Below are 23,482 nucleotides of genomic sequence, written 5' to 3' on the forward strand. Positions count from 1 at the left end.
GGCCTCCGGTTTCTCCGGTGGCTGCGTGCAGCGGCCTTGCCGGCGGCATCCGGTTCCCTTGCCTGTGCCCTGTATTCGTTATGTAAAGAAGATGTATCCTATCACAATGGCCGCAATACTGCCCACGAAGTCGGCCAGCAGGCCGCATCCTACAGCGTGTCGGGTGAATTTAATGTTCACACTGCCGAAGTAAACCGCCAATATATAAAAGGTGGTATCGGTCGATCCCTGGAATATACAGCTCAACCGGCCCACAAAGGAGTCAGCTCCGTAGTTCTGCATGGCCTCCAGCATCATGCCGCGGGCACCGCTTCCCGACATCGGCTTCATAAAAGCAGTGGGCAGAGCGCCCACAAAGTCGGAGTTCAGTCCGCAGCTTTCCGTGCACCACTTGATGCCGTCGATAAGCATATCCATGGCTCCCGAGGCACGGAACACGCCCACCGCAACGAGTATGGCCACCAGGTAAGGGATGATTCTCACGGCCGTCATGAAGCCTTCCTTGGCTCCTTCGATGAATGCGTCGTACACGTTTATCTTCTTCCGGAACCCGGCCAGGATGAAGAGAACGATGATACCGAAGAGTATCAGGTTAGAAGCTACGGCCGTAACCTTGGCCATCGTCTCCTTGTCCATTTGCCCGAAGCCCCAGATAATGATGCCCACAAAGGCCACCAGCCCTACGAGCAGCGTGAGCAGGGCAGGCTGCAGGAGGTTGATGCGCTGCCACAACGCGGTTACGATGACGCCTGCCAGCGTTGCCACAGTGGTGGCCAGCAGGATGGGAATGAACACATCGGTAGGCTGGGCGGCGCCATACGAGGCGCGGAAAGCCAGTATGGTGGTGGGTATGACGGTAAGTCCGGAGGTGTTGAGCACCAGGAACATAATCATGGGATTGGTGGCCGTGTCCTTGCGGGGGTTAAGTTCCTGCATCTGCGCCATGGCCTTCAGGCCGGTTGGCGTGGCGGCATTGTCGAGCCCCAGCATGTTGGCGGCAATGTTCATGAAGATGCTTCCCATGACGGGATGGTTGCGCGGAATGTCGGGAAAGAGCCTGGTAAAGACCGGACTGAGCATGCGCGCCAGCACGTTTACAGCCCCCGCACGCTCTCCTATCTTCATGATGCCGAGCCAGAGTGCCAGCACCCCGGTGAGTCCCAACGATGTTTCAAAGGCCGTCTTCGATGAACTGAAGGTAGAATCTACTATCTTCTGGAAGATGGTGGCATCGCCCATGGCCAGCTGTATGGCGCCAAAAAGAAAGGCGATGACGAAAAACGCTATCCAAATGTAATTTAAAACCATTCGGTTGCAAAGTTAAAACATTTTGTTGATAACACAAAGTGCCGGGGCCAAAGGTTTGTCCTCGGAGCGAAAAATCCCGGACTTCGGGAGCCGCCAGCCATGGTGCTGCGTGCCAAAGTCCGGCATTCAGGATTGCCTGCAGGTGCCTCTGCGGCTTATCTTACCTTGACTCTGCGGGCGCGGATGAGCTCAACCTGCTGCACGATGTCGGCATAGTGCAGCTTGTCGATGCCCGTGCTGGCAGCCTGCCGCTCCTTGGCGTAGGCCTCTATCTTGTCCAAATGCTGCAGCAGATACAGCTCGGTGTCGGAACTAACGCTGCCGGCAGCGGAGCCGGAAGCCTTCTCTGCCCCGCCCCTTGACGGGTTGAGAACGAGGTTCAGCTTGTCCAGATAGTTGCGTTCCAGGCCCCGGTGCAGCCTGTTCTGCAGCGAGTTGGAGCCGTCGAGCGGCTTCCACACGTTGGCGAAGACGGTGTTCAGATAGTCGTCCAGCTGCAGGGCAGCGGGCTGAGTGTACGAGTCGTTGTACACCTTCTCCATCAGTCCGCCAGCCAGCAGCAGCGAGAGGGCGTTGTTCTGGCGCGAGGCGATGTCGTCGGCTACGTCGAGTCCCGTCTTCTCCACAAGCTCCGCGGGGTACATCCACATAGGAGCATCGAACACGTTGCGCCCTATCCAGTCTATGGCCTCTTTCTCCTTGGCCGCCGGAGCCACCTCAACGGGCTTGCTGCCGGGCAGGTTGTTGAGGTAGTGTCCGCCCACATTACGCATTACATGACCCGTATAGCGGCGGAACTGGTCGCGTACGCTCTTGTACATCTCATTGAGATCTTCGTACTGGTAGTTGTCCTGACGGGTCCATTTGGGCAGGTTCGCGATGACGCGTTTCAGGTTGCGGATGCCGTAGTCGCTGGCTTTCATGCTGTTGTCGCCCAGGTCCTCGGTCTGCGAACGCGGGTCCTCGCCCCGTCCCTCGCCACCGAACCAGAGGCGCGGGTTCTGCTTCAGCACCTTTGTAGTTTCGGTCATGAGCCCCTTCTTCTCGTCCATCTCGTCCTTAAACTCTGGCCTGTACTGGTATCCCCACTTAATGGCCCACTTGTCGTAGTCGCCTATACGGGGGAAGAGACCTCTGGGCGAGATGTTGTCCTCGGGCTGTGCAACGTAGTTGAAGCGGGCATAGTCCATGATGCTTACGGTGTGGCCGTGGGCCTCGACCCATGCCTTGTCGCGCAGTTTCTCCACGGGCGTGGCGTAGCTTGCGCCCATGTTGTGGCGCAGCCCGAGCGTGTGGCCCACCTCGTGCGAGCTCACGAAGCGGATGAGCTGCCCCATGAGTTCGTCGTCGAAGTGCATGGTGCGGGCGCGTTTGTCCAGCGGTCCGCACTGCGTCATGTACCACTTGGTGAGCAGACTCATTACGTTGTGGTACCAGCAGATGTGACTCTCGATGATTTCTCCGCTGCGGGGGTCGATGATACGGGGGCCGTAGGCGTTCTCAATCTCGGCAGGCAGGTAGCGCAGCACGCAGAAGCGGGCGTCGTCAACGCTCATGTCAGGGTCGTTGGGCCACTCCTTGGCCACGATGGCATTCTTGAATCCGGCTGCCTCGAAGGCCACGTTCCAGTCGTTGATGCCCTGGATGAGGTAGGGCACCCACTTCTTGGGCGTGGCGGGGTCGATGTAGTACACTATCTGCCTGACCGGTTCGGTGAGCTTGCCGCGGGCATACGCCTTGGCATCTTTTGGCTCCAGGCGGTAGCGGGCCACTATCTGTTCGCGGTCGGTTTTATGCTGATTGTCGTCAAAATACGTCACGCGGGTGGTGAAGAAGCCCACCCGTTCGTCCCACAAGCGCTTGCGCATGGGCGTCTTGGGCAGCAGAACCATCGACGTGTTGAGCCCTAACGTAACGCTGCCCGTAGCCGATGCCGGCGTGCGGTACAACGACCTGCCGCCCACGCTGCCGCCGGCCGTGGCCGCATAGGTGCGGGTGGAGCCTATCTCGATGTTGATGGGGAACACGCGCATGGAGTCTATGAAGGTGCGGTCGGCCTGCAGGGCGCCTATGCCCAGCTGCTTGCCGCCGTCCTTGGGAATGCTCACCACGTCGTTGTCCTTGGCGAAGAAGCCCGTTACATCTATCAGGCTCATGTGCGGATTGGGGTTCTTGCCTATTATCTTGAACGATGCCACGATGGGGTTAGTTGTCGATGCACGCAGCGTTTGCTCAATGCGCGAGTCCTCGGGGGCTATCTGGCTCACGGCGTAAGCACGCAGGAGCATGGTTGCCGTGTCGCGTTTTTCGAAGTAGAGGGTGTTCTCGTTCACCTCCTCACCGGAGAACTTGCCCGCTCCCTGGGGCACTGAAGTGAGGCGCGTAACGGCCAGCACGTAGCGGCCCAGCATGGAGTCGGGCACCTCGAAGTACCACTTGTCGTCAATGTGGCGCACGGTGAAGAGCCCCTTCTGTACGCTTCCGCGCTTCTTGAGCAGCTCGTCGTACTCGTTCTTCTTCTTTTCATCCTTCTTGTCCTCGGGCTTCCGGTCCTTCTTGTCTTGCTGCGGGTGCGGGTGTTTGTCCTGTTTGGCTTCCCTGGGCGTCTTGTCGTCCTGGCGGGTGCTGACAGAACGGGAGGCTGCATTCAGGCTCACGGCAAACGCCAGGAGTGCTACAGCCAGTTTTTGCTTCATCTTCATTGCTACTTGTGATATGGATATTGAGACTGCAAAATTAGTGATAACTTTGCGATTTCAGCCCCCTCAGGAGCAAAAAGTTGTAAATCGGGGGCCGCGTTCCTGACCAATTCGGAGCAAAAAGGCCGTTTCCGCCCTCCGCGGAGCAGGTTGCCCGCGATGCCGGAGATATGATGTGCGAACTTTCGACACTTGTCGCACAATCATTCGACAAGTGTCACACAATCGTGCGACAAGTGTCGAAAGTTCACGAACCTATCGAACAATACCTCCGGTCGCCGCTTCCGGCACCCCGCCAGGCGGCATTTATGGCCCGTTTTCCGAAATAATTGGCGGCAAACCTTGTGGGTTCAGGAGTTTTTGATTAATTTTGAGGCAACTATCAACATCTTAAACAAAATGAAGACTCTATTCAGATTACTTTTCATGTCATGCTGTGCCGTGTTCGCCCTGCAGGCCAACGCACAGAAAAACGTAGCCTATCAGGACGCGCAGGTGCGCATATCGCTCATTACGGACGGAGCGGCGAGGCTGGAATATGTACCCGACGGGAAGTTCATGGACGACAACTCGTTCGTTGCCGTGAACCGAGATTACCCCAAAGTAGATTACAAGGTTAAGACCAGAGGCAAGCAGGTGGAAATCAGAACGGCCCGCATGGTGGTCAGGTACATCAAAGGAAGCGGTAAGTTCACTGCCTCCAACCTTACCATTACTTCGGTCAAGGGCGCCCGGAAGCCTTTCAGCTGGAAGCCGGGACAGAAGGATGACAAGAACCTGCTGGGCACTTACCGCACCCTGGACGGCTATGACGGCGACTGGCAGACGTGGGAGAAGCGCAAGATGCCTATCGAGGACGGACTGCTCTCGCGCAACGGATGGACCTTCATCGACGACTCCGAGGGTTATATATACGACCACTCCGACTGGCCCTGGATAACGAAACGCCACGAAGAGGGCAACACCCAGGACTGGTACTTCATGGCCTACGGGCTTGACTATAAGCAGGCACTCAAAGACTTCACCGTTTTTTCGGGCAAGGTGCCGCTGCCTCCGCGCTACGCTTTCGGCTACTGGTGGAGCCGCTACTGGTCGTACTCGGATGCAGAGCTGCGCGATTTGGTGCGCAAGTTCCATCAGTATCAGATTCCATTGGACGTTCTGGTCATCGACATGGACTGGCATTACACCGAAGAAGGCAAGGGCGGCTGGACCGGCTACACCTTTAACCGCCGCCTGTTCCCCGACCCCGCCAAGTTCCTTGGCTGGCTCAAAGGCAACGACTTGCAGATTACATTCAACCTGCACCCGGCCGACGGCATCAAGCATTATGAGGAGCACTACCCCGAAATGGCCAAGTGGATGGGCATAGACCCCGCCACCAAGCAGGACATTCCTTGGCAGGCATCGAGCAAACAGTTCATGACGGGCTGGTTCAACACCCAACTGCGCCCCATGGAAAAGATGGGGGTAGACTTCTGGTGGCTCGACTGGCAGCAGTGGGGTAACGACAAGCAGTTCCCCAAACTCAGCAATACGTGGTGGCTCAACTATACGGTATTCACCGACATAGAGCGCAACCGCGACACGCGACCTATGCTCTACCACCGCTGGGGCGGGCTGGGCAACCACCGTTATCAGATAGGTTTCTCCGGCGACTCGTACATTACGTGGAAGTCACTCGACTTTCAGCCCTACTTCAACGCCACCGCTTCCAACGTTCTTTATGGCTTCTGGAGCCACGACATAGGCGGACACCAGGGCGCGCCGGGCATCGATCCCGAGCTGTACGTGCGCTGGATGCAGTTCGGAGCGTTCAGTCCCATCCTGCGTACGCACTCTACCAAGCAGGCCGTTCTCAAGAAGGAGCCTTGGGTTTTCGATAATGAACACTTCGAAATGCTGCGCAACATCGTGCTGCAACGCTACCGCATGGCGCCTTACGTGTACACCATGGCTCGCAAGACCCACGACGAGGGGCTCTCTCTCTGCCGCCCCATGTACTACGATTACCCTGAAAACGAGGAGGCGTACGCCAACAAGGACGAGTACATGTTTGGCGACCAGATGCTGGTTTACCCCATTACGGCGCCCGGAAAGGACGGAGTATCGGAGAAGAAGGTATGGTTACCGGCCGGCAACGACTGGTTCGAAGCCTCTACGGGCACGCTGCTCAAGGGCGGACAAACCGTTACCCGCTCCTTCCAACTTGACGAGATGCCGGTCTACATCAAGGCAGGAGCCGTGATACCTGAGTACGGCGAGGTCAAGAACCTGCGCCGCAACGACAACTGCATCACCGTAAACGTGTTCCCGGGGCAGCGTGGCGAGTTCTGTATGTACGAGGACAACGGCAACGATAAGGACTATGAGAACAACTATGCCACCACAATGCTCTCCTCGGAGCATTCGGGCAACAGCCTCACCGTGAAGATAGGGGCCCGCAAAGGCAGCTATAAGGACATGCCGGCACAGCGCAGCTTCAAGGTCAAAGTTGTGGCCTCGGCCGTTCCGGAGCGTGTAACGGTGAACGGAACGGAGGCCGAATACGAGTACGACGGCGAGAACCTGGCGCTCATTATCGACGTGCCGCAGACCGACTGTGCCGCAGAAAAGACCGTGACCGTTACCTATCCCAAGGATGCGGTCGACGTTGCTGACGGCCTGCTGGCCCAGATGAAGCACGTGCGCAGCGGCATCGTGGCCCTGAAATACAACAATGCAGGCATCGTACTCAATGAAGAACTGGGCACGATGGGCTCACTCGGCGAGGCGCTGCAGTATTTCCCCGCCCGCTTCAACGAGCTGGTGAGCGCCTTCAAGACCAACTACAGCAACCTGCCCGCAATCCTCAAGGCCAACAAGGTGGATGATGCGGCAGCGGCCAAGTTCCTCCGCCTGAAGTAAACGGACGCCAGTCAGACAGCATGAATATGGAAAAACAATATCTTTTAGGGTTCGATGTGGGCAGCAGCTCTGTCAAGGCATCGCTCGTGGATGCCGACAGCGGCACCTGCGCTGCTGCCGCATTCTTCCCCCGGACCGAAGCTCCCATCAAGGCGGTAAGGGCCGGATGGGCCGAACAGGACCCGCAGATGTGGTGGGAAAACGCCAAGTTGGCCCTGCGTAAGGTAATGACCGACGCCGGCGCCACGGCCGACCAGATACGCGCCATCGGTATATCGTACCAGATGCACGGCCTCGTCTGCATTGACAAAGACCGCCGGGTGCTGCGCGACAGCATCATCTGGTGCGACTCGCGGGCCGTGCCCTACGGCAACAGAGCTTTCGACGAGCTGGGCTCCGAACGCTGTCTGTCGCATCTGCTCAACTCTCCCGGCAACTTCACTGCGGCCAAGCTGGCCTGGGTAAAGGAGCATGAGCCGGCTGTGTACGAGCGCATCGACAAGGTCATGTTGCCCGGCGATTACATTGCCATGATGCTTACGGGCGAGGTGAACACCACCGTGAGCGGCCTCTCCGAAGGCATGTTCTGGGACTTCAAGGAGCAACAGCCGGCCTGGTTCCTGCTCGATTACTTCGGCTTCGGCCACCAGTTGCTGCCCCATGTGGTGCCTACATTCGCCGTGCAGGGCCAGGTTACGCGCCAGGCAGCACAGGAGACGGGGCTCCGCGAGGGCACTCCGGTGAGCTACCGGGCCGGCGACCAGCCCAACAACGCACTCAGTCTGAACGTCTTCAACCCCGGAGAAATAGCCGGAACGGCCGGCACCAGCGGCGTTGTTTACGGCGTGCTGGGCGAGGTGAACTACGACCCAAAGAGCCGCGTAAACACCTTTGCCCACGTAAACTACACCCACGAGCAGCCCCGCCTGGGCGTGTTGCTCTGCATCAACGGCACCGGCATACTCAACTCATGGGTGCGCCGAAACGTTGCCACGGAGCCGGCAGGCTATCAGGAGATGAACGAACTGGCCGCCACAGTGCCCATAGGAGCCGACGGGTTGACGGTTATTCCCTTCGGAAACGGTGCCGAACGCGTGCTCCAAAACCGCGAAACGGGCTGTTCCATCCACGGACTGAACTTCAACAAGCACACCCGCGCCCATCTCATGCGAGCCGCTCAGGAGGGCATAGTCTTCAGTTTCTGCTACGGAATGGAAGTAATGGGCCGCATGGGCATGGACATCAGCAAGATACATGCAGGCCGGGCGAACATGTTCCTCAGCCCTGTGTTCCGCCAGACGCTGGCCTCCACCAGCGGCGCCGCCATCGAGTTGTACGAGACCGACGGCAGTGTAGGCGCCGCGAAGGGTGCCGGCATGGGCTGCGGAGTGTACAAGAACCACGACGAGGCCTTTGCATCACTGAAGCAGCTGGCCGTCATTGAGCCCGACGAGGCGCACCGCGCAGCCTGCCTCGAAGCCTATGGAAGGTGGAAAGAGGTGCTCAGACGAGAGACGCGGGCATAGCTTCAGGCTCACCGACATGCAATTTTCTATTCCAAATAATTACCTAACAAACAATAAAATGAGTAAAGAGTATTTCCCACAAATTGGCAAGATTCCCTTCGAGGGACCAGAAAGTAAGAACCCGATGGCTTTCCATTACTACGACGAAAACAAGGTGGTAATGGGCAAACCCATGAAAGACTGGCTCAAATTTGCCATGGCCTGGTGGCACACACTGGGACAGGCAAGCGGCGACCAGTTTGGAGGACAGACCCGAAAGTATGCCTGGGACGAGGCCGAAACGCCCCTGCAGCGCGCCAAGGACAAAATGGACGCAGGCTTCGAAATCATGGGCAAGCTCGGCATTCACTACTTCTGCTTCCATGATGTGGACCTGTGTGACGACACCGACGACATCAACGAGTACGAAGCCAACATGAAGGCCATTACCGACTACGCCCTGCAGAAGATGCAGGCACAGCCCGACGTGCACCTGCTGTGGGGCACCGCCAACGTGTTCGGCCACCGCCGGTACATGAACGGAGCCGCTACAAACCCCGACTTCGACGTGGTTGCCCGCGCTGCCGTGCAGATAAAGAACGCCATAGACGCCACAATAAAGCTGGGCGGAACCAACTACGTGTTCTGGGGAGGCCGCGAGGGCTACCAGAGCCTGCTAAATACAGAGATGCAGAGGGAGAAAGACCACCTGGCCAACATGCTCGCCGCAGCCCGCGACTACGCACGGGCAAAAGGCTTCAAGGGCACCTTCCTCATCGAGCCCAAGCCCATGGAGCCCACCAAGCACCAGTATGACGTCGACGTGGAGACGGTTATCGGCTTCCTCCGTGCACACAACCTGGACAAGGACTTCAAGGTAAACATCGAGGTGAACCACGCCACGCTGGCCGGCCACACCTTCGAGCATGAGCTCGCCGTGGCCGTAGACAACGGCATGCTGGGCTCCATCGACGCCAACCGGGGCGACTATCAGAACGGCTGGGACACCGACCAGTTCCCTGTAGACAACTTTGAACTCACCCAGGCCATGATGCAAATCATCCGCAACGGCGGCCTCGGCAACGGCGGAAGCAACTTTGACGCCAAGCTGCGCCGCAACTCCACCGACCCCGAGGATATCTTCATAGCCCACATCTGCGGTATGGATGCCATGGCGCGCGCACTGGAGAACGCCGCAACCATACTGGAGCAGAGCCCGCTGCCCAAGATGGTAAAGGACCGTTACGCCAGCTTCGACGCCGGCAAGGGCAAGGAGTTTGAGGACGGCAAGCTCTCTCTCGAAGACCTGGTGGCCTACGCCAAGGAGCACGGAGAGCCCCGACAGACCTCCGGCAAGCAAGAACTGTACGAAACCATCGTGGCTCTTTACAGCAAGTAACGGGCACGTCAGCGCTCCGCACGCTACTATATAATAAGGTGCATTCCCACACCCTTCAATCCTGAAGGCGGGAATGCACCTTTTTCTTTGCTTCTTCTGTTACCACCCGCTGCCACGTTATCATCCCCTCCTCCGCCTCCCCTTTCCAAGGGGAGGATACCGGTTTGTCTCTTTGCGATATATCCTTTAAAGGCTGTTTCTTGTTAGTGGAAATGCAGCTGATGGTTCCTCACCTTAGAAAGGGGAGGTTAGGAGGGGATGATGGACCGGAGAACAGAGCCTTGCCGCTACCGGGCAGGCATGGAGCGGAGCATGTCGAGGGCGGCATTCTCGGCCGCTTCCATGACCTCACGCTCGCCGGGGCCCTTGTCGTTGATGCCGCACAGGTGCAGCACTCCGTGTATGATGACGCGGTGCAGTTCGTCGGCATACTCCTTGCCGAACTGCTCGGCGTTGGTGCGAACGGTGTCCAGAGAGATTACGATGTCGCCGTTGATGACGTCGCCCTCATCGTAATCGAAGGTGATGATGTCCGTATAGTAATCGTGGCCCAGGTATTCGTTGTTCACCTCGAGTATCTTCTCGTCGCTCACGAACATGTAGCCAATCTCCCCCACCTTGCGTCCGTAGGTGGCGGCCACGGCCTTAATCCAGGCCGTAGTGGCCCGTTTCCTGATGTCCGGCATCTTAACGCCGTCTGCGTTGTATGTTATCATTCTGCTTCGCTGTTAGCTGTTGTTTCATCGTTCTTCTTTGGAACGAAGGCCGAAGTGTCCTTGCCGAAGTGCTTCATCTCCCTTACCAGCGTGGAACTGATGCCCTGCAGCGCGGGCTCCGTAAAGAGCAGGAGCGTTTCTACGCCGCCCATGGTGCGGTTAAAGTCGGCCTGGTCGCGCTCGTACTCAAAGTCTCTGACGTTGCGCACGCCCTTGATGAGGAACCCGGCGCCCACCCTTTGGGCCAGGTCTATGGCCAAATCGGCGTACGCCACGACCTCTATGCGGGGCTCGTCGGCATAGATTTCCTTGATTGCCTGCACGCGCTGCTCGCTCGTAAAGGCGTATTTCTTCTCCGGGTTCACGCCCACGCCGATTACGATTTTATCGAACAGCGGCAGCGCCCGCCTCACCACGGAATGGTGCCCGATGGTGTAGGGGTCGAAACTTCCTACAAACAGTCCTGTCTTCATCATCTTGTTTTGATGCAAAAGTACAATATTTATTTGAATTGCGTAACTATTCGGCCAACAAATTCGGCAGGCCGTAGCATGGCGGAGGAATGGTGCTGCCTACTGCCCTGCCGGCAGGGGCCCGGACGGAGGTGCCGTTCAAGGAGCTTGAAGCATATCTCCAAGGCTGCCGAATGGCACCTCCAAGGGGCTTGAACGATACATCTTCCGCAGCGCCTTTGTACAGGCGGTTCTGTGAAGGATGGCTAAACAGGCTGCCGGGGATGATAATCAGAGGTACAGCACGGCCTCGTTGCCCTCGTTGAAGAGCAGGTCGAGGATGCTGAGGTTGGGCAGGAAGCCGTGGCGGAGGCAGCAACTTGTTAATTTATTTATACTTTTCAAATCAACAAACTGATGTTAAAATAAAGTGCGAAAAACTTATAAAAAGTTAACGGAAATCATATTTTCAGCCCTAAATCATCCAACCTAACAAAATAAAAGCTAATATTGCGGTAAATTGTATTTACCGAACTAAGTTGACCACACACTGCTTTTTAAAGGAGAGTTAATATAATTTTTAAATACAACGCTTATGAGAAACAATTTACGTTTAATTGTGTCAGTCCTCGCAGGGTTATGCTCTACAGGCTTGATGGCTCAAGTTACATCAATTACTGACGGATACTATCGTATCAAGAACGCTGCAACCCGTGCGGACGGAAAGCAGTATGTGTACGTTACAGGCAAGTACGAAGCTCAGCCCAACGCCACTCACGACGAGGCTGTGACGCTTCCCGGCACCGTTATTCACCTCAATGTAGCCGACACTACCATCAATGCAGAGGCCGTGTACAATGTAAAAACACTTCGCTCGCAGGGCGTCGACGTCATCAACGGGTACCTGCTGCCGGCACTGGACAAGGTGCGTACGGAGCTGAAAGCTAAGCTAAAAGAGAAATTGGGCAGTGATGCTCTTGCGCAATTCGCCTATAGCATCTTTGAGAACGATGTCCTTGACAAGTGGGATCTGAACATGCACATGAAGCCGGTTACTACCAGCGACGGCCGTGCAGCCTACTATGCGTACGCCACAGTGCCGTCTATGCAGCCGCTGGTTGACTTCTGGAAGACTTGGGGTCCATTCGCCGGAGGTGCCCTGGACTCATATCCTGACTTGAAAGCAGCGCTTGAACGCGGCGACGCTACGGCAACCTGGAAGGCCGTGGAACAGCTGGCTTACGGGAAGATAGTTGCCACCTTCGGCGCCGACAATGCCATGACGCAACTCGTAAAGGGATATATCGACAACGATCGCATACACAACGGCATGACCTACTACCTCATCTCGGGCGGCATCAACAAAGTAGATACGAACCAAACTGCCTACGATCCGAACAATCCTACAGGCACCGCACACAACGAATACGACGGTTCAAAAGCTGAATTCGACTTTGCCAACAACAACGCCGACAACTACTGGGGCCCCGAACTGCCTGCAGCAGGCGATGCCGGCATGTGGATATTGGAGAAAGTTGACGCTGACAATTACTTCAGCGTGAAGCCTTCGGCCAAGATGAAGGGCCTCAACGGCAAGTACTACACCACCCTCTACACCGACTTCCCGTTCCAGATTGTGGGCGACATGACGGCCTACACCATTGAAGGCGTGAACGAGAAAGATGCCAATGGCTACGCTTTCGCCCGCGTAAAGAGCCTCGGCGGAGCAGGAACTGTTGTGCCTGCGCAGACTGCAGTGGTGCTGGAGTGCCCGTCGGAGAACGTGGCCGACAACCAACTGCTGCCCACCGGGACGGAAGAACCTGCCACCAGCAGCAACCGACTGTGCGGTAACTTCTTCGCGACAGCCATCAGCGGCATGACTGCTACTGACGGCACAGGGGCCACTCATGCCGTTACGTACAGCAACCTGCGCGCTTTCAACATCAGTACCAGCGATGCCAAGAACCCCATAGGCTTCTATAAGGTGAGCAGCAACGTAACAACCATTCCGGGTAACAAGGCTTTTCTCGTGCTTACCGATGCCGAGGCACAGGCCAAAGGCTTCTACCTCATGTTCGAGGACGGCTCTACAACGGGCATAGAGCAGATAGAAACGCCTGCCGAAAACCTGAACCATGCCGTTATCTACGACCTGCAGGGCCGCCGAGTGACAAATCCGGGCAAGGGCATCTACATCGTGAACGGAAAGAAAGTTATCATTAAATAAGTAAGGGAGGAAACGAAATATGAAAAAGACATATCTATTACCCGCATGTGAGATAGTGAAGCTGAACCTTGGCGACCAACTGCTGGACGACAAGTTCGGTAATCAGAGCGGCGTTCCCGTAGGCGGCGATGAAGAAGTAGGAGGCTTCGAGTCGAAGCCGGGCAAATTCTTTGAAACCGAGGAACTGCCCAAATACGATGTCTGGGAGCAACAGTAGCAGTTGCCCTGCGGCTTGCAGGCCGTCCCGGTAACAAGCCCCGCTTCCGCCTTTCGTTCAAGTAAAGGCCGGAGCGGGGCTTTTCTTGCGGTCTCGTTTGCACCCTTTCGGGGAAAGAAAGCAGGCTTGCGGGAACTTTCGACAAGTGTCGCACGATTATCAGACAGGTGTCACACATTCGTTCGACACTTGTCGCAAGTTCCAAGAAGATACATTCGGGTTGTTTTTTTGTGCTTATCAGAGGTACAGCACGGCCTCGTTGCCCTCGTTGAAGAGCAGGTCGAGGATGCTGAGGTTGGGCAGGAAGCCATGGCGGAGGCGGTAGACCTGGTAGTAAGGGCGGGGCCGGAAGGCGGCATCGGGCAGGGGATGCTTGGGGCGGATGGCGTCGCGGAAATCGGCGAAGGGCGCCGCGGGCTGGCTTTCCGGGCTGCAGCTGCCCTCGGGAGCGGGCGCATCGGCCGTGCCTACGTACGTTTCGGTAGGCCTGATGGTGGGCTCTATGTCGAGCAACCGGCAGATGCAGTGCGTAAGCTCGAGGTTGAAATCGAAGAGAAACTCCCACTTGCGCTCGAAGAAAGGGCGCAGGTCGTCGGCATAGTAATCAAAGAACGGGCTCTCGCCGTAGGCCGAGAGCAGCGCGTTCCAGTGCAGGTGGCGCCAGTTGCCGTGGTTGCTGATGCGTACGTCGCGCATCAGGCACTTCGCATTCTCGTACCTTTGAATGGGCACGGTGAGCGTCTGCGGGCCGTTGACGGCCGCTATGACGCAGCGGTTGCGGTAGGTCTGCTTCACGTAGTTGTCGTGGCGCTCGAGCAGGCACACGTCGTATCGGACCAGCTTCTGGTACCACTGCACGGGCCCGAAGTAGGTGGAAGAAAGCAGGGCTGTGGTCATGGGATGGGGCGTAGCAGGCGGTCGCGGCGCAGGTGGTAGCCGTCGAGGTTGTAAACCACAACGAATGCGCGGCCAATAATGTTGCGTTCGGGTACCAGCAGCTGGCTGCGGCCGGCGGCGGAGTGGACCAGATAGTGGCTGCGGACTGCGTACTCGCACAGCTGACAGTCGGCGGGAATGACGAAAGCCTTGCCGTAGGCCGTGATGGTATCGCCCGGAACGGCGCACACGCGGCCCAGGAGCACGCAGCTGTTGAGGCTGTCGGGGTTGTCGAAAGCAATGAAGTCGCCCTTGCGCACGGGCCTTCTCATCACGCGCGAGTATCTGAAGAAGGAGCTGCCTCCGGTGCGCAGGCCATAGCTCCAGCGGTTCACCATCACCCTGTCGCCCCGGAGCAGCTGTGGCTCCAGGCTCTTGTCAGGTACTGTGTAGATGGTGAATGCCAGGGCGCGAAAGACCAGCATGAGCAAGCAAGTGACCAGTAGCGCCATCAGAAACTTGAAGGCATTCCTCATGTTTCTATTTGATATCGTCGACCCAGCGGAACAGTCGGCTCCACCGAACGCCTCCGAAGCCCTTGCGGTCGGGGTCGGAAGACCACCAGATGAAGATAGGCTTGCCCACGATATGGTCCTCGGGCACGAAGCCCCAGTAGCGTGAGTCGGCCGAGTTGTGGCGGTTGTCGCCCATCATCCAGTAGTAGTCCATCTTGAAAGTATAGCTGTGGGCGAGCCGTCCGTTGATGTAAATCTGGTTGTTCTTAACGGTCAGCTCGTTGTTCTCGTACACCCGGATGGGGCGCTCGTAGAGGGCGATGTTCTTCAGGCTTAGCTGCACGGTGGCTCCTCGCTTGGGTATCCACACGGGTCCGTAGTTGTCGCGCGTCCAGCCGGTAACGGCGTTGAGCGGATAGAGGTCGCCCGTGGTGGCATCTGTATTCAGTCGGATGCTCTGCACCAGGTCCTTGCGGCCCTTGAGATAAGCCACGGCGTGTTTCGTAAGGGGCATGTAGCCGCTCTGGTTCAGGCTCGTGAGGTCTTCCATCGAGATGCCGAGCTCCTTCAGCACATCGTCGGGGATGTCCCGTTTCAGCTTCACGTAGTAGGTGTACTGCACGTTCTCGGGCTCTTTGTTGGGCTTGCCGTCGAGGTACACGATGCGGTTCTTAATCTGGAGTGTCTGCCCCGGCAGTCCCACACAGCGCTTGACGTAGTTCTCGCGGCGGTCGGTGGGCCGGCTGCTGATGTCGCCGTACTCGTTTGGATTGTTGGCTATGTAGTTTCGCCCGATGGCATAAAGGCGGGCGAAGTAATCGTGCTGTTCCTGTGCATTGAGCGTCGAGGGGTCTACGGGGTTGGGATTGTTCTGCTGGTCAATCTGCTGACCGAAGGAATAGGCCATCTGGTAGAAGTCTGCTGCCTGCCACCGTTCCTCGCTCACGATGGTATCGCCGGCGGGATAGTTGAACACCACGATGTCGTTCAGCTTCACATGGCCCAGCCCCTTCACGCGTCTGTAGTCCCAGTGGGGCCAGTCTATGTAGCTTTTAGTCTTGATAATGGGCAGCGTGTGCTGTGTAAGCGGCATGGTGAGGGGGGTCTGCGGGATGCGCGGACCGTAGCTCACCTTGCTCACGAAGAGGTAATCGCCGGTGAGGAGGCTCTTCTCCAGCGATGATGAAGGGATGACGTAGTTCTGGAAAAAGAACTGGTTGATGAAGTAGACGGCCACCAACGCGAACACCAGTGCATCGACCCAGCTCATCAGGAAGCGCACAGGGCGCTCGCTGTCTTTCCACCATTGCCAGCGTATTCGTTTGGTTATATAAGCGTCGTAGATAAAAGGAACGACGATTAAGCCCCACCAACTCTTCACCCAAAAGAGGAAGATGAGATACAAAAGCAGTACAATGGCAAACTTGGCCCATTGTACCTTCATGTTCAGTTGCCTTTTTTCCTTGTCAATCATTGCTGTGTCAGAATTTGAACAAATCAGATGTAGTTAGTAATCCGGTATGGTTTTGCGTGTACTCTGCAGCCAGGACGGCTCCCAGAGCGAAGCCTTTGCGGCTGTGGGCATCGTGGGTTATGGTGATGCGGTCGGCCTCGGAGTCGTACGTTACGGTATGAATGCCGGGCACTTCTCCACGGCGCACGCTGTCTATAGCTATCTCATCGGGCGCCGCCTCGGCCTTGCCGGTCGTGGTGCCGTCGGCTGCCAGGAAGGTTCCCTTTACCCAGGAAGACTTGCGGTCGAGGCTATCGACAATGTCCTCGGCCAGCGTGATGGCCGTTCCCGACGGCGCATCGAGCTTGTGTACGTGGTGAGTTTCCTCCATGCGGACATCGTACTGCGGGAACGCATTCATGATGCGGGCCAGATACTTGTTGACAGCAGCGAAGATGGCCACGCCTATACTGAAGTTTGAAGCCCAAAAGAGAGTCTGCTTGCCGTCGCGGGTCAGCGCCTCCACTTCGGCCTTGTGGTCCTTCATCCAGCCCGTAGAACCGCTCACGACCTTCACGTTGTGGCTGAACGCACGCAGGTAGTTGGCGTATGCCGAGGTAGGATTGGTAAACTCAATGGCTACATCCGCCGATGCAAATTCAGGCGAGTCGAAATCCTCCTGATTGTCAACATCAATGATACTGACAATCTGGTGGCCACGGTCTTTGGCTATTTGTTCTATCATCTTGCCCATCTTGCCGTAGCCGATTAAAGCAATCTTCATATTCATTCGAATTAAATATTCCGCAAAGATAACGATTTTTTCTCGCTTACACCTAACTATTACGAATTTTTTATGTAGCTTTGCATTCATAAATAGACCGTAAACAGCGCATGGAGGAACTGTTACATTACTGCTGGAAACACAGGCTCTTCCCCTTGGGAGACATGGAAACGACCGGACACAAGACCGTAGAAGTGATTGACCCGGGGCTCCACAACACGAACGCCGGCCCCGACTTCTTCAATGCCAAGGTAAAGATTGACGGCACGGTGTGGGTGGGCAACGTTGAAATACACGACAAGGCCAGCGACTGGTTTGTCCATGGACACGACCGTGACGCCCACTACGACAACGTAATCCTGCACGTGGCAGGCGTCATTGATGCCCAGGCACGCACCCACTCGGGGCAGTTGCCGCCGCAGATGCAGCTCAGCGTGCCCGCTGCAGTAAGCAAGCAGTACCGCGAATTGCTCACTATCGACCGCTATCCGCCCTGCTACGCCATCATTCCCCGCCTCAGCCGGCTCACCGTACACAGCTGGATGAGCGCCCTGCAGACCGAAAGACTGGAGCAGAAGACCGCTGCCATCAAGGCGCGGGTGGCCGATTGCAACGGCGACTGGGAAGCTGCATACTTCGTGACCTTGGCCCGCAACTACGGCTTCGGCATCAACGGCGAGGCCTTCGAGGCCTGGGCACGCTCCGTGCCGCTATCTGCCGTGGCCCACCATCGCGACGACTTGTTCCAGACAGAGGCCATCTTCATGGGCCAGGCCGGACTTCTTGAGCCTGAATCCATTCCCTCCCGCCACCGCGAAGAGGCGCTACGCGACCCTTACTTCATCCGACTGAGCGCCGAGTACGCCTATTTGAGCCATAAATTCGGGCTCAAACCCATTGATTACAGGCTGTGGCGCTTCCTCCGACTGCGGCCTGCCAACTTCCCGCACATACGCATCGCCCAGCTTGCCAACCTCTACTACCACCGCCAGGCGGGGCTAAGCAGCCTCGTGGAGTGCGAAACCGCGGAGCAGATGAGGCAGCTGCTGAAGTCGGCCGTCACACCTTACTGGCGCACGCACTACGGCTTCGGCACGCCCAGTGCCAAGAGCGAGAAGAGCCTCTCGCCAGCTTCGCTGAACCTGCTCATGATAAACACCGCCATTCCCATGCTCTTTGCGTACGGCCGCCACTTGCTGAACGAGGCGCTGTGCGACCGTGCCTTCGACTTTCTGGAGCAGCTGAAAGCCGAAAACAACCACATTGTAAGGATGTGGCAGGACTGTGGCATGCCCGTTGAAAACGCCGGCGACTCGCAGGCACTCATCCAACTGAAGGCGCAATACTGCGACCGCAAGGACTGCCTGCGGTGCAGGATAGGCTACGAGTATTTAAAAGCAAAGACAAGAACGACCCCTCCCGGCCTCCCCGAAGGAGAGGAGTTGTAACCTGCAATCCATCATCCAACATCAAATAACAGATAAGAATGAACGATACAACACAGTCTCCTACCCCCCGCGAAGGCCGGAAGAAGCCCCCCTACATCTACGAAACGCGCATGGAAGTGCGTGATTACGAGTGCGACATACAGGGTATTGTGAACAATGCCAACTACCTGCACTACATCGAACACACCCGCCACCTCTTCCTGCTCTCCACGGGCTTGAGCTTCTCCAAGATGCACGAGCAGGGCGTAGACGCCGTGGTGGCGCGCATGAACCTGCAGTACAAGACGCCGCTCAGGTGCGACGACGAGTTCATCTCGCGCCTGGGACTGCGCAAGGAGGGCCTGCGCTACGTCTTCAACCAGGACATCTACCGCGCCGTCGACGAGCGTCTGTGCTTCAAGAGTACCGTCGAACTGGTGTGCCTCATCAACGGTCGGCTGGGCAACAGCGATGACTACGACCGCGCCTTTGCCCCCTATCTGAAGTAAAACGGCATGGACCAGCAGGAAATCATCAACACCATAGCCCTCACGCGCATCAACTACTTCAACCTTGCGGGCATGCTCGAGCTGTACCGCCGGCTCGGTTCGGCAACGGTGGTGTTCGAGCATCGCAACGACATACGCGACATTCTGCCCGATGCCTCGCCCCGACTCGTGGCTGCCTTCAGAGATGTGGCGGAGCCGCTGCACCGTGCCGAGGCCGAGTTTGAGTGGGACCAGCAGCACGGAGTGCAGCCGCTGTGCCTCTCGGACGACCGTTATCCGCAGCGGATGAAGGACTGCGCCGACGCTCCCCTTGTGCTCTTCTACCGCGGAACGGCCAACCTGAATCAGCCGAAGGTGGTGTGCATCGTCGGAACACGCCACTGCACGGCCTACGGACAGGACCTCGTGCGCCGCTTCATGGCCGAGTTGCGGGCCTTGTGCCCGTCAGTGCTCATCGTGAGCGGGCTGGCCTACGGCATCGATATCCATGCTCACCGCAACGCACTGGCCAATGGATACCCCACGGTGGGCGTGTTGGCACACGGGCTCGACGACCTCTACCCGCCCCACCACCGACAAACGGCCGATGAAATGGTGGAAAACGGCGGATTGATAACCGAGTTCCTGACCTGCACCAACGCCGACAAGATGAACTTCGTAAGGCGCAACCGCATCGTTGCCGGCATCTCCGACGCCTGCATCCTCGTAGAGAGTGCGGCCAAGGGTGGCGGCCTCATCACCTGCGGTATTGCCCAGAGCTACGGCCGCGACGTGTTTGCATTCCCCGGAAATGTAAGCGCCACGTACAGCCAAGGATGCAACAACCTTATCCGCGACAATGGTGCAGCGCTCATATCCGGCGCCGCCGACTTCGTGAAAGCCATGGGATGGCAGGACGATGCCGCCCTGCAGAAGGCCCGGGCAGAGGGCATTGAGCGCCAGCTTTTTCCCGATCTCTCGGCCGAGGAGCAGCAGATAGTCGGCCTGCTGCAGCGCACCAACGACCTGCAGGTAAACATCCTGGCCGCCCGCACCGGCCTTCCCGTGGGCCGGCTCACGGCTCTTCTCTTCGCTCTCGAGATGAAGGGAGTTGTCCGCACGCTTGCCGGCGGCATGTACCACCTGCTGGGTTGAGGCCTCTCTTACGGCTTCCGCACCCGCGGCGGATAGGTAAGAAGAGAATAAAAACAGGCGTACAGTCGTGCAACTGCCGACAAATTGCTACCTTTGTAGCCGGAAATGAAGATAGGAAACATAGACTTTGGAGAGCGCCCGGTATTCCTCGCGCCCATGGAAGACGTAACCGACGTTGGCTTCCGCATGCTCTGCAAGCGGTTTGGTGCGGCCATGGTGTACACCGAGTTCGTATCGGCAGACGCCGTGGTACGCAGCATCAAGTCGACGCTCGACAAGATGGTAATCAACGAAGAGGAACGACCGGTGGGCATACAGATTTACGGTCGCGACGTGGACTCAATGGTGGAGGCCGCCCGGATAGTGGAACAGGCGGGGCCCGACGTCATCGATCTGAACTTCGGCTGCCCCGTTAAGAAGGTTGCCGGCAAGGGAGCAGGGGCCGGAATGCTGAAGAACATCCCCCTGATGCTTGACATCACGCGCGCCGTGGTGAAGGCTGTGAACACGCCGGTAACGGTAAAGACGCGCCTGGGATGGGACCATGACAACCTCATCATCACCTCGCTGGCCGAACAGCTGCAGGACTGCGGCATCCGGGCTCTTACCATCCACGGCCGCACACGCAGCCAGATGTACACCGGGCAGGCCGACTGGACGCTCATTGGCGAGGTGAAACGCAACCCCCGCATCCACATTCCCATCATCGGCAACGGCGACATCACCACCCCCGAGGAGGCCGAGGAGGCTTTCAACCGCTACGGCGTAGATGCCGTGATGGTGGGCCGCGCCACCTTCGGTTGCCCCTGGATATTCAAGGAAATGCGCGATTTCATCGACTCCCGGCACCCTTCATCACCCCCCGCCCATCACCCATCACCCATCACCCCCCACCCATCACCCCCCACCCATCACCCATCACCCAACACCCAACACCCATCACCCGCCACCCAACACCCATCACCCATCACCCTGAACGATAAGATTGACATCCTGGAAGAGCAGTTACGCATCAACGTGGAGCGCATAGACGAGTACCGGGGCATACTGCACACGCGCCGGCATCTGGCCGCCAGCCCCATCTTCAAGGGCATACCCGACTTCCGCCAGACGCGTATCGCCATGCTCCGCGCCTCCACCACGGCCGAGCTGGTGGCCATTCTGGAAGACTGCAGGCAGCGCCTGGCCGGCCGGTAAACCGTCAGGACGCAGGGCGAAACGGCTCTACGCACAGCCCGAGAAAAGGTTCCGGAGGGCCGGCAGGGGCCACTTTTCGGCCGCAAAACCGCCGGGTTACAAATAAAATCAGTATCTTTGCCAAAACAAAAAAGGACAAGGAAACGGAATGGCAGAAGATTTTGACATCAGAGAAGAACAGCTCAGCTCGGCCGAGAAGGACTTTGAGAACGCGCTGCGGCCACTGAAATTCGAGGATTTCGCTGGCCAGCAGAAGGTCGTGGAGAACCTGGAAGTGTTCGTGGAGGCCGCCAAGTACCGCGGCGAGCCGCTCGACCACACACTCCTGCACGGACCTCCGGGACTGGGCAAGACCACCTTGAGCAACATCATTGCCAACGAGCTGGGCGTGGGCTTCAAGCTCACAAGCGGCCCGGTGCTCGACAAACCGGGCGACCTCGCTGGCATCCTGACCTCGCTGGAGCCCAACGACGTGCTCTTCATAGACGAGATTCACCGCCTCTCTCCTGTGGTGGAAGAGTATCTCTACTCGGCTATGGAGGACTACCGGATAGACATCATGATAGACAAAGGCCCCTCCGCCCGCTCCATCCAGATAGACCTCAACCCCTTTACCCTCGTGGGCGCCACCACGCGCAGCGGTCTGCTCACGGCTCCGCTGCGTGCCCGCTTCGGCATCAACCTGCACTTGGAGTACTACGAACCCGAGACGTTGCAGCGCATCCTGCACCGCAGCGCGCGCCTGCTCAAGGTGCCTATAGACGATGATGCGGCCGTAGAGATTAGCCGGCGCAGCCGAGGAACGCCGCGTATAGCCAACGCCTTGCTGCGCCGGGTACGCGACTTTGCCCAGGTAAAGGGCAATGGGCGCATCACGGCCGACATTGCCAAGGTGGCGCTGCAGGCTCTCAACATAGACCGGTACGGGCTTGACGAGATTGACAACAAGATACTTCTCACCATCATCGACAAGTTCCGCGGCGGCCCCGTGGGCGTATCGACCATTGCCACCGCCATAGGCGAGGATGCGGGAACGGTGGAGGAAGTGTACGAACCCTTCCTCATTATGGAGGGGTTCATCAAGCGCACGCCCCGCGGTCGTATGGCCACACGCCTTGCCTACGACCACTTAGGCCGCAATCCCTTTGCCGGCAACGTGGTTGAACCTGACCTGTTCGGCTAACGGGAGCACCGGCCGCGGATGACGGCGGCCCCAATCAAGAGTGGCGCAAACCCCGGCTGCGGGTGCTGCTGTTGCCCTTCAGGAACTTTTGACAAGTGTCACACGGTTGTTTGACAATTGTCGCACGATCTTTCGACACTTGTCGAAAGTTCCCCGAAACCGTGTTCCTTACCACTTGCAGGCACGTGCAGCAACCCGGGAAAACATCATGAAGAGGGAAATTGCAGACTGGCGGAGGCCGTGCAGTTAAGGTTTCTTAACTGAATTATCCTCATTTATGAGGATGGTTTTTCGTGTTTCTTGACAATGCCTCCTGCTTTTTTGCCTATATTTGCCGATAGTTAACTGCGATGCTCATGAACATGCGCAAGATTACATCACTGAAAGACAAGTTCTCCTACTGGCAAAAGGTGGGGCTGCTGGTGCTTGCCGGCGTCATCGTTGGGCTGGGACTGCTGTTCTTCTACTTGCTCCGGATGCACACCTACGTTGTAGGCGACGACCCGGCGGCATGCGTCAACTGCCACATCATGGCCCCTTACTATGCCACATGGTCACGTTCGAGCCACGGACGCGATGCCACCTGCAACGATTGTCACGTGCCTAATGGCAACATAGCCTCACATTATTTATTCAAGGGGATGGACGGCATGAAGCACGTAGGCTACTTCGTGACCCACGGCGAACGGCAGGCAATCATGGCCGAGGAGGCCAGTTCCGAAGTTATCATGGATAACTGCATTCGCTGCCACACGCAACTCAACACCGAGTTCGTGAAGACCGGCCGCGTCAACTACATGATGGCCAGGCGCGGAGAGGGCATGGCATGCTGGGATTGCCACCGCAACGTGCCCCACGGAGGCATGAACACGCTCTCCGGTACGCCCTACGCAGAGTCACAGGTGCCCATTCCGCCCTCCCCGGTGCCCGAATGGCTGCAGAGATTAGTTGGTAAATGAAAACCTGAAAGA

Annotated in this window: 19 protein-coding genes and 1 pseudogene; 11 read left to right on the forward strand and 9 right to left on the reverse strand. The window is 57.6% G+C overall.

What is annotated here, in order from left to right:
- Window positions 1-78: 78 nt before the first annotated feature.
- Together BMW31_RS01865 and BMW31_RS01870 are read right to left on the reverse strand one after the other, a co-directional pair.
- Entirely contained in the window at window positions 79-1,308 is a 1,230-nt protein-coding gene (locus BMW31_RS01865; protein WP_091820403.1) for a nucleoside recognition domain-containing protein, read from the reverse strand.
- 155 nt (window positions 1,309-1,463) lie between these two features.
- Window positions 1,464-4,010, reverse strand: coding sequence for a zinc-dependent metalloprotease (locus BMW31_RS01870; RefSeq protein WP_091820405.1), 2,547 nt, complete (start codon window positions 4,008-4,010; stop codon window positions 1,464-1,466).
- A gap of 396 nt (window positions 4,011-4,406) precedes the next feature.
- On the opposite strand from BMW31_RS01870, the gene BMW31_RS01875 reads away from it, so the two are divergent.
- Genes BMW31_RS01875 through xylA form a run of 3 tightly spaced genes read left to right on the forward strand, consistent with a single transcriptional unit; the run spans window position 4,407 to window position 9,818 of the window.
- On the forward strand, window positions 4,407-6,914 hold the full coding sequence (locus tag BMW31_RS01875; protein WP_091820713.1) for a glycoside hydrolase family 31 protein: 2,508 nt from the start codon (window positions 4,407-4,409) through the stop codon (window positions 6,912-6,914).
- Between the two features lie 26 nt (window positions 6,915-6,940).
- The gene (locus tag BMW31_RS01880) at window positions 6,941-8,440 is read left to right on the forward strand and encodes a xylulokinase (protein WP_091820408.1); all 1,500 of its coding nucleotides are present in this window, start codon (window positions 6,941-6,943) and stop codon (window positions 8,438-8,440) included.
- Between the two features lie 58 nt (window positions 8,441-8,498).
- Complete coding sequence (gene xylA / locus BMW31_RS01885; protein ID WP_091820411.1) at window positions 8,499-9,818, forward strand: xylose isomerase; 1,320 nt, start codon at window positions 8,499-8,501, stop codon at window positions 9,816-9,818.
- A 287-nt stretch (window positions 9,819-10,105) separates the two neighbouring features.
- Here the strand turns inward: xylA and ybeY are convergent, their stop codons facing one another.
- From ybeY to BMW31_RS13235, 3 genes and pseudogenes are all read right to left on the reverse strand, one after another.
- On the reverse strand, window positions 10,106-10,534 hold the full coding sequence (gene ybeY / locus BMW31_RS01890) for an rRNA maturation RNase YbeY (protein WP_091820413.1): 429 nt from the start codon (window positions 10,532-10,534) through the stop codon (window positions 10,106-10,108).
- On the reverse strand, window positions 10,531-11,007 hold the full coding sequence (gene coaD, locus BMW31_RS01895) for a pantetheine-phosphate adenylyltransferase (RefSeq protein WP_091820715.1): 477 nt from the start codon (window positions 11,005-11,007) through the stop codon (window positions 10,531-10,533). Before coaD ends, ybeY begins: the two co-directional genes overlap by 4 nt.
- Window positions 11,008-11,277: 270 nt before the next feature.
- A pseudogene (locus BMW31_RS13235) lies at window positions 11,278-11,355 on the reverse strand (WbqC family protein); the annotation flags it as partial.
- A 286-nt stretch (window positions 11,356-11,641) separates the two neighbouring features.
- Between BMW31_RS13235 and BMW31_RS01900 the strand changes: the two are divergent.
- A complete protein-coding gene (locus tag BMW31_RS01900; protein WP_255404784.1) occupies window positions 11,642-13,216 on the forward strand; it encodes a hypothetical protein in 1,575 nt (524 codons plus the stop codon).
- A 19-nt stretch (window positions 13,217-13,235) separates the two neighbouring features.
- Window positions 13,236-13,433, forward strand: coding sequence for a hypothetical protein (locus BMW31_RS01905; RefSeq protein WP_091820419.1), 198 nt, complete (start codon window positions 13,236-13,238; stop codon window positions 13,431-13,433).
- 237 nt (window positions 13,434-13,670) lie between these two features.
- Here the strand turns inward: BMW31_RS01905 and BMW31_RS01910 are convergent, their stop codons facing one another.
- From BMW31_RS01910 to dapB, 4 genes are read right to left on the reverse strand one after another with little or no spacing between them, the layout of a single operon-like run.
- The gene (locus BMW31_RS01910) at window positions 13,671-14,330 is read right to left on the reverse strand and encodes a WbqC family protein (RefSeq protein ID WP_091820421.1); all 660 of its coding nucleotides are present in this window, start codon (window positions 14,328-14,330) and stop codon (window positions 13,671-13,673) included.
- On the reverse strand, window positions 14,327-14,845 hold the full coding sequence (gene lepB, locus BMW31_RS01915) for a signal peptidase I (RefSeq protein ID WP_094148845.1): 519 nt from the start codon (window positions 14,843-14,845) through the stop codon (window positions 14,327-14,329). The genes BMW31_RS01910 and lepB (BMW31_RS01915) overlap by 4 nt, the downstream gene beginning before the upstream one ends.
- 4 nt (window positions 14,846-14,849) lie before the next feature.
- On the reverse strand, window positions 14,850-16,298 hold the full coding sequence (gene lepB, locus BMW31_RS01920; RefSeq protein ID WP_091820426.1) for a signal peptidase I: 1,449 nt from the start codon (window positions 16,296-16,298) through the stop codon (window positions 14,850-14,852).
- 7 nt (window positions 16,299-16,305) lie between these two features.
- Window positions 16,306-17,061: a 4-hydroxy-tetrahydrodipicolinate reductase gene (gene dapB / locus BMW31_RS01925; RefSeq protein ID WP_091820428.1), complete on the reverse strand. Its 756-nt coding sequence runs from the start codon at window positions 17,059-17,061 to the stop codon at window positions 16,306-16,308.
- 110 nt (window positions 17,062-17,171) lie between these two features.
- Between dapB and BMW31_RS01930 the strand changes: the two genes are divergently transcribed.
- From BMW31_RS01930 to nrfH, 6 genes are all read left to right on the forward strand, one after another.
- Window positions 17,172-18,509 carry a DUF2851 family protein gene (locus BMW31_RS01930; protein ID WP_091820431.1) on the forward strand — a complete coding sequence of 446 codons (1,338 nt, stop codon included), beginning with the start codon at window positions 17,172-17,174 and terminating at the stop codon, window positions 18,507-18,509.
- A gap of 38 nt (window positions 18,510-18,547) precedes the next feature.
- Window positions 18,548-18,997, forward strand: a complete 450-nt coding sequence (locus tag BMW31_RS01935) for an acyl-CoA thioesterase (protein WP_091820434.1) — start codon at window positions 18,548-18,550, stop codon at window positions 18,995-18,997.
- Between the two features lie 6 nt (window positions 18,998-19,003).
- On the forward strand, window positions 19,004-20,131 hold the full coding sequence (gene dprA, locus BMW31_RS01940) for a DNA-processing protein DprA (RefSeq protein WP_091820437.1): 1,128 nt from the start codon (window positions 19,004-19,006) through the stop codon (window positions 20,129-20,131).
- 105 nt (window positions 20,132-20,236) lie between these two features.
- Window positions 20,237-21,328, forward strand: a complete 1,092-nt coding sequence (gene dusB / locus BMW31_RS01945) for a tRNA dihydrouridine synthase DusB (protein ID WP_255404785.1) — start codon at window positions 20,237-20,239, stop codon at window positions 21,326-21,328.
- Between the two features lie 148 nt (window positions 21,329-21,476).
- Window positions 21,477-22,511 (forward strand): Holliday junction branch migration DNA helicase RuvB, encoded by a 1,035-nt coding sequence (ruvB, locus tag BMW31_RS01955; protein WP_091820440.1) that lies wholly within the window; start codon window positions 21,477-21,479, stop codon window positions 22,509-22,511.
- A gap of 356 nt (window positions 22,512-22,867) precedes the next feature.
- Window positions 22,868-23,470, forward strand: coding sequence for a cytochrome c nitrite reductase small subunit (nrfH, locus tag BMW31_RS01960; RefSeq protein WP_091820717.1), 603 nt, complete (start codon window positions 22,868-22,870; stop codon window positions 23,468-23,470).
- Window positions 23,471-23,482: the final 12 nt, after the last annotated feature.

The sequence above is a fragment of the Prevotella sp. kh1p2 genome, assembly GCF_900111525.1.
Classification (GTDB): domain Bacteria; phylum Bacteroidota; class Bacteroidia; order Bacteroidales; family Bacteroidaceae; genus Prevotella.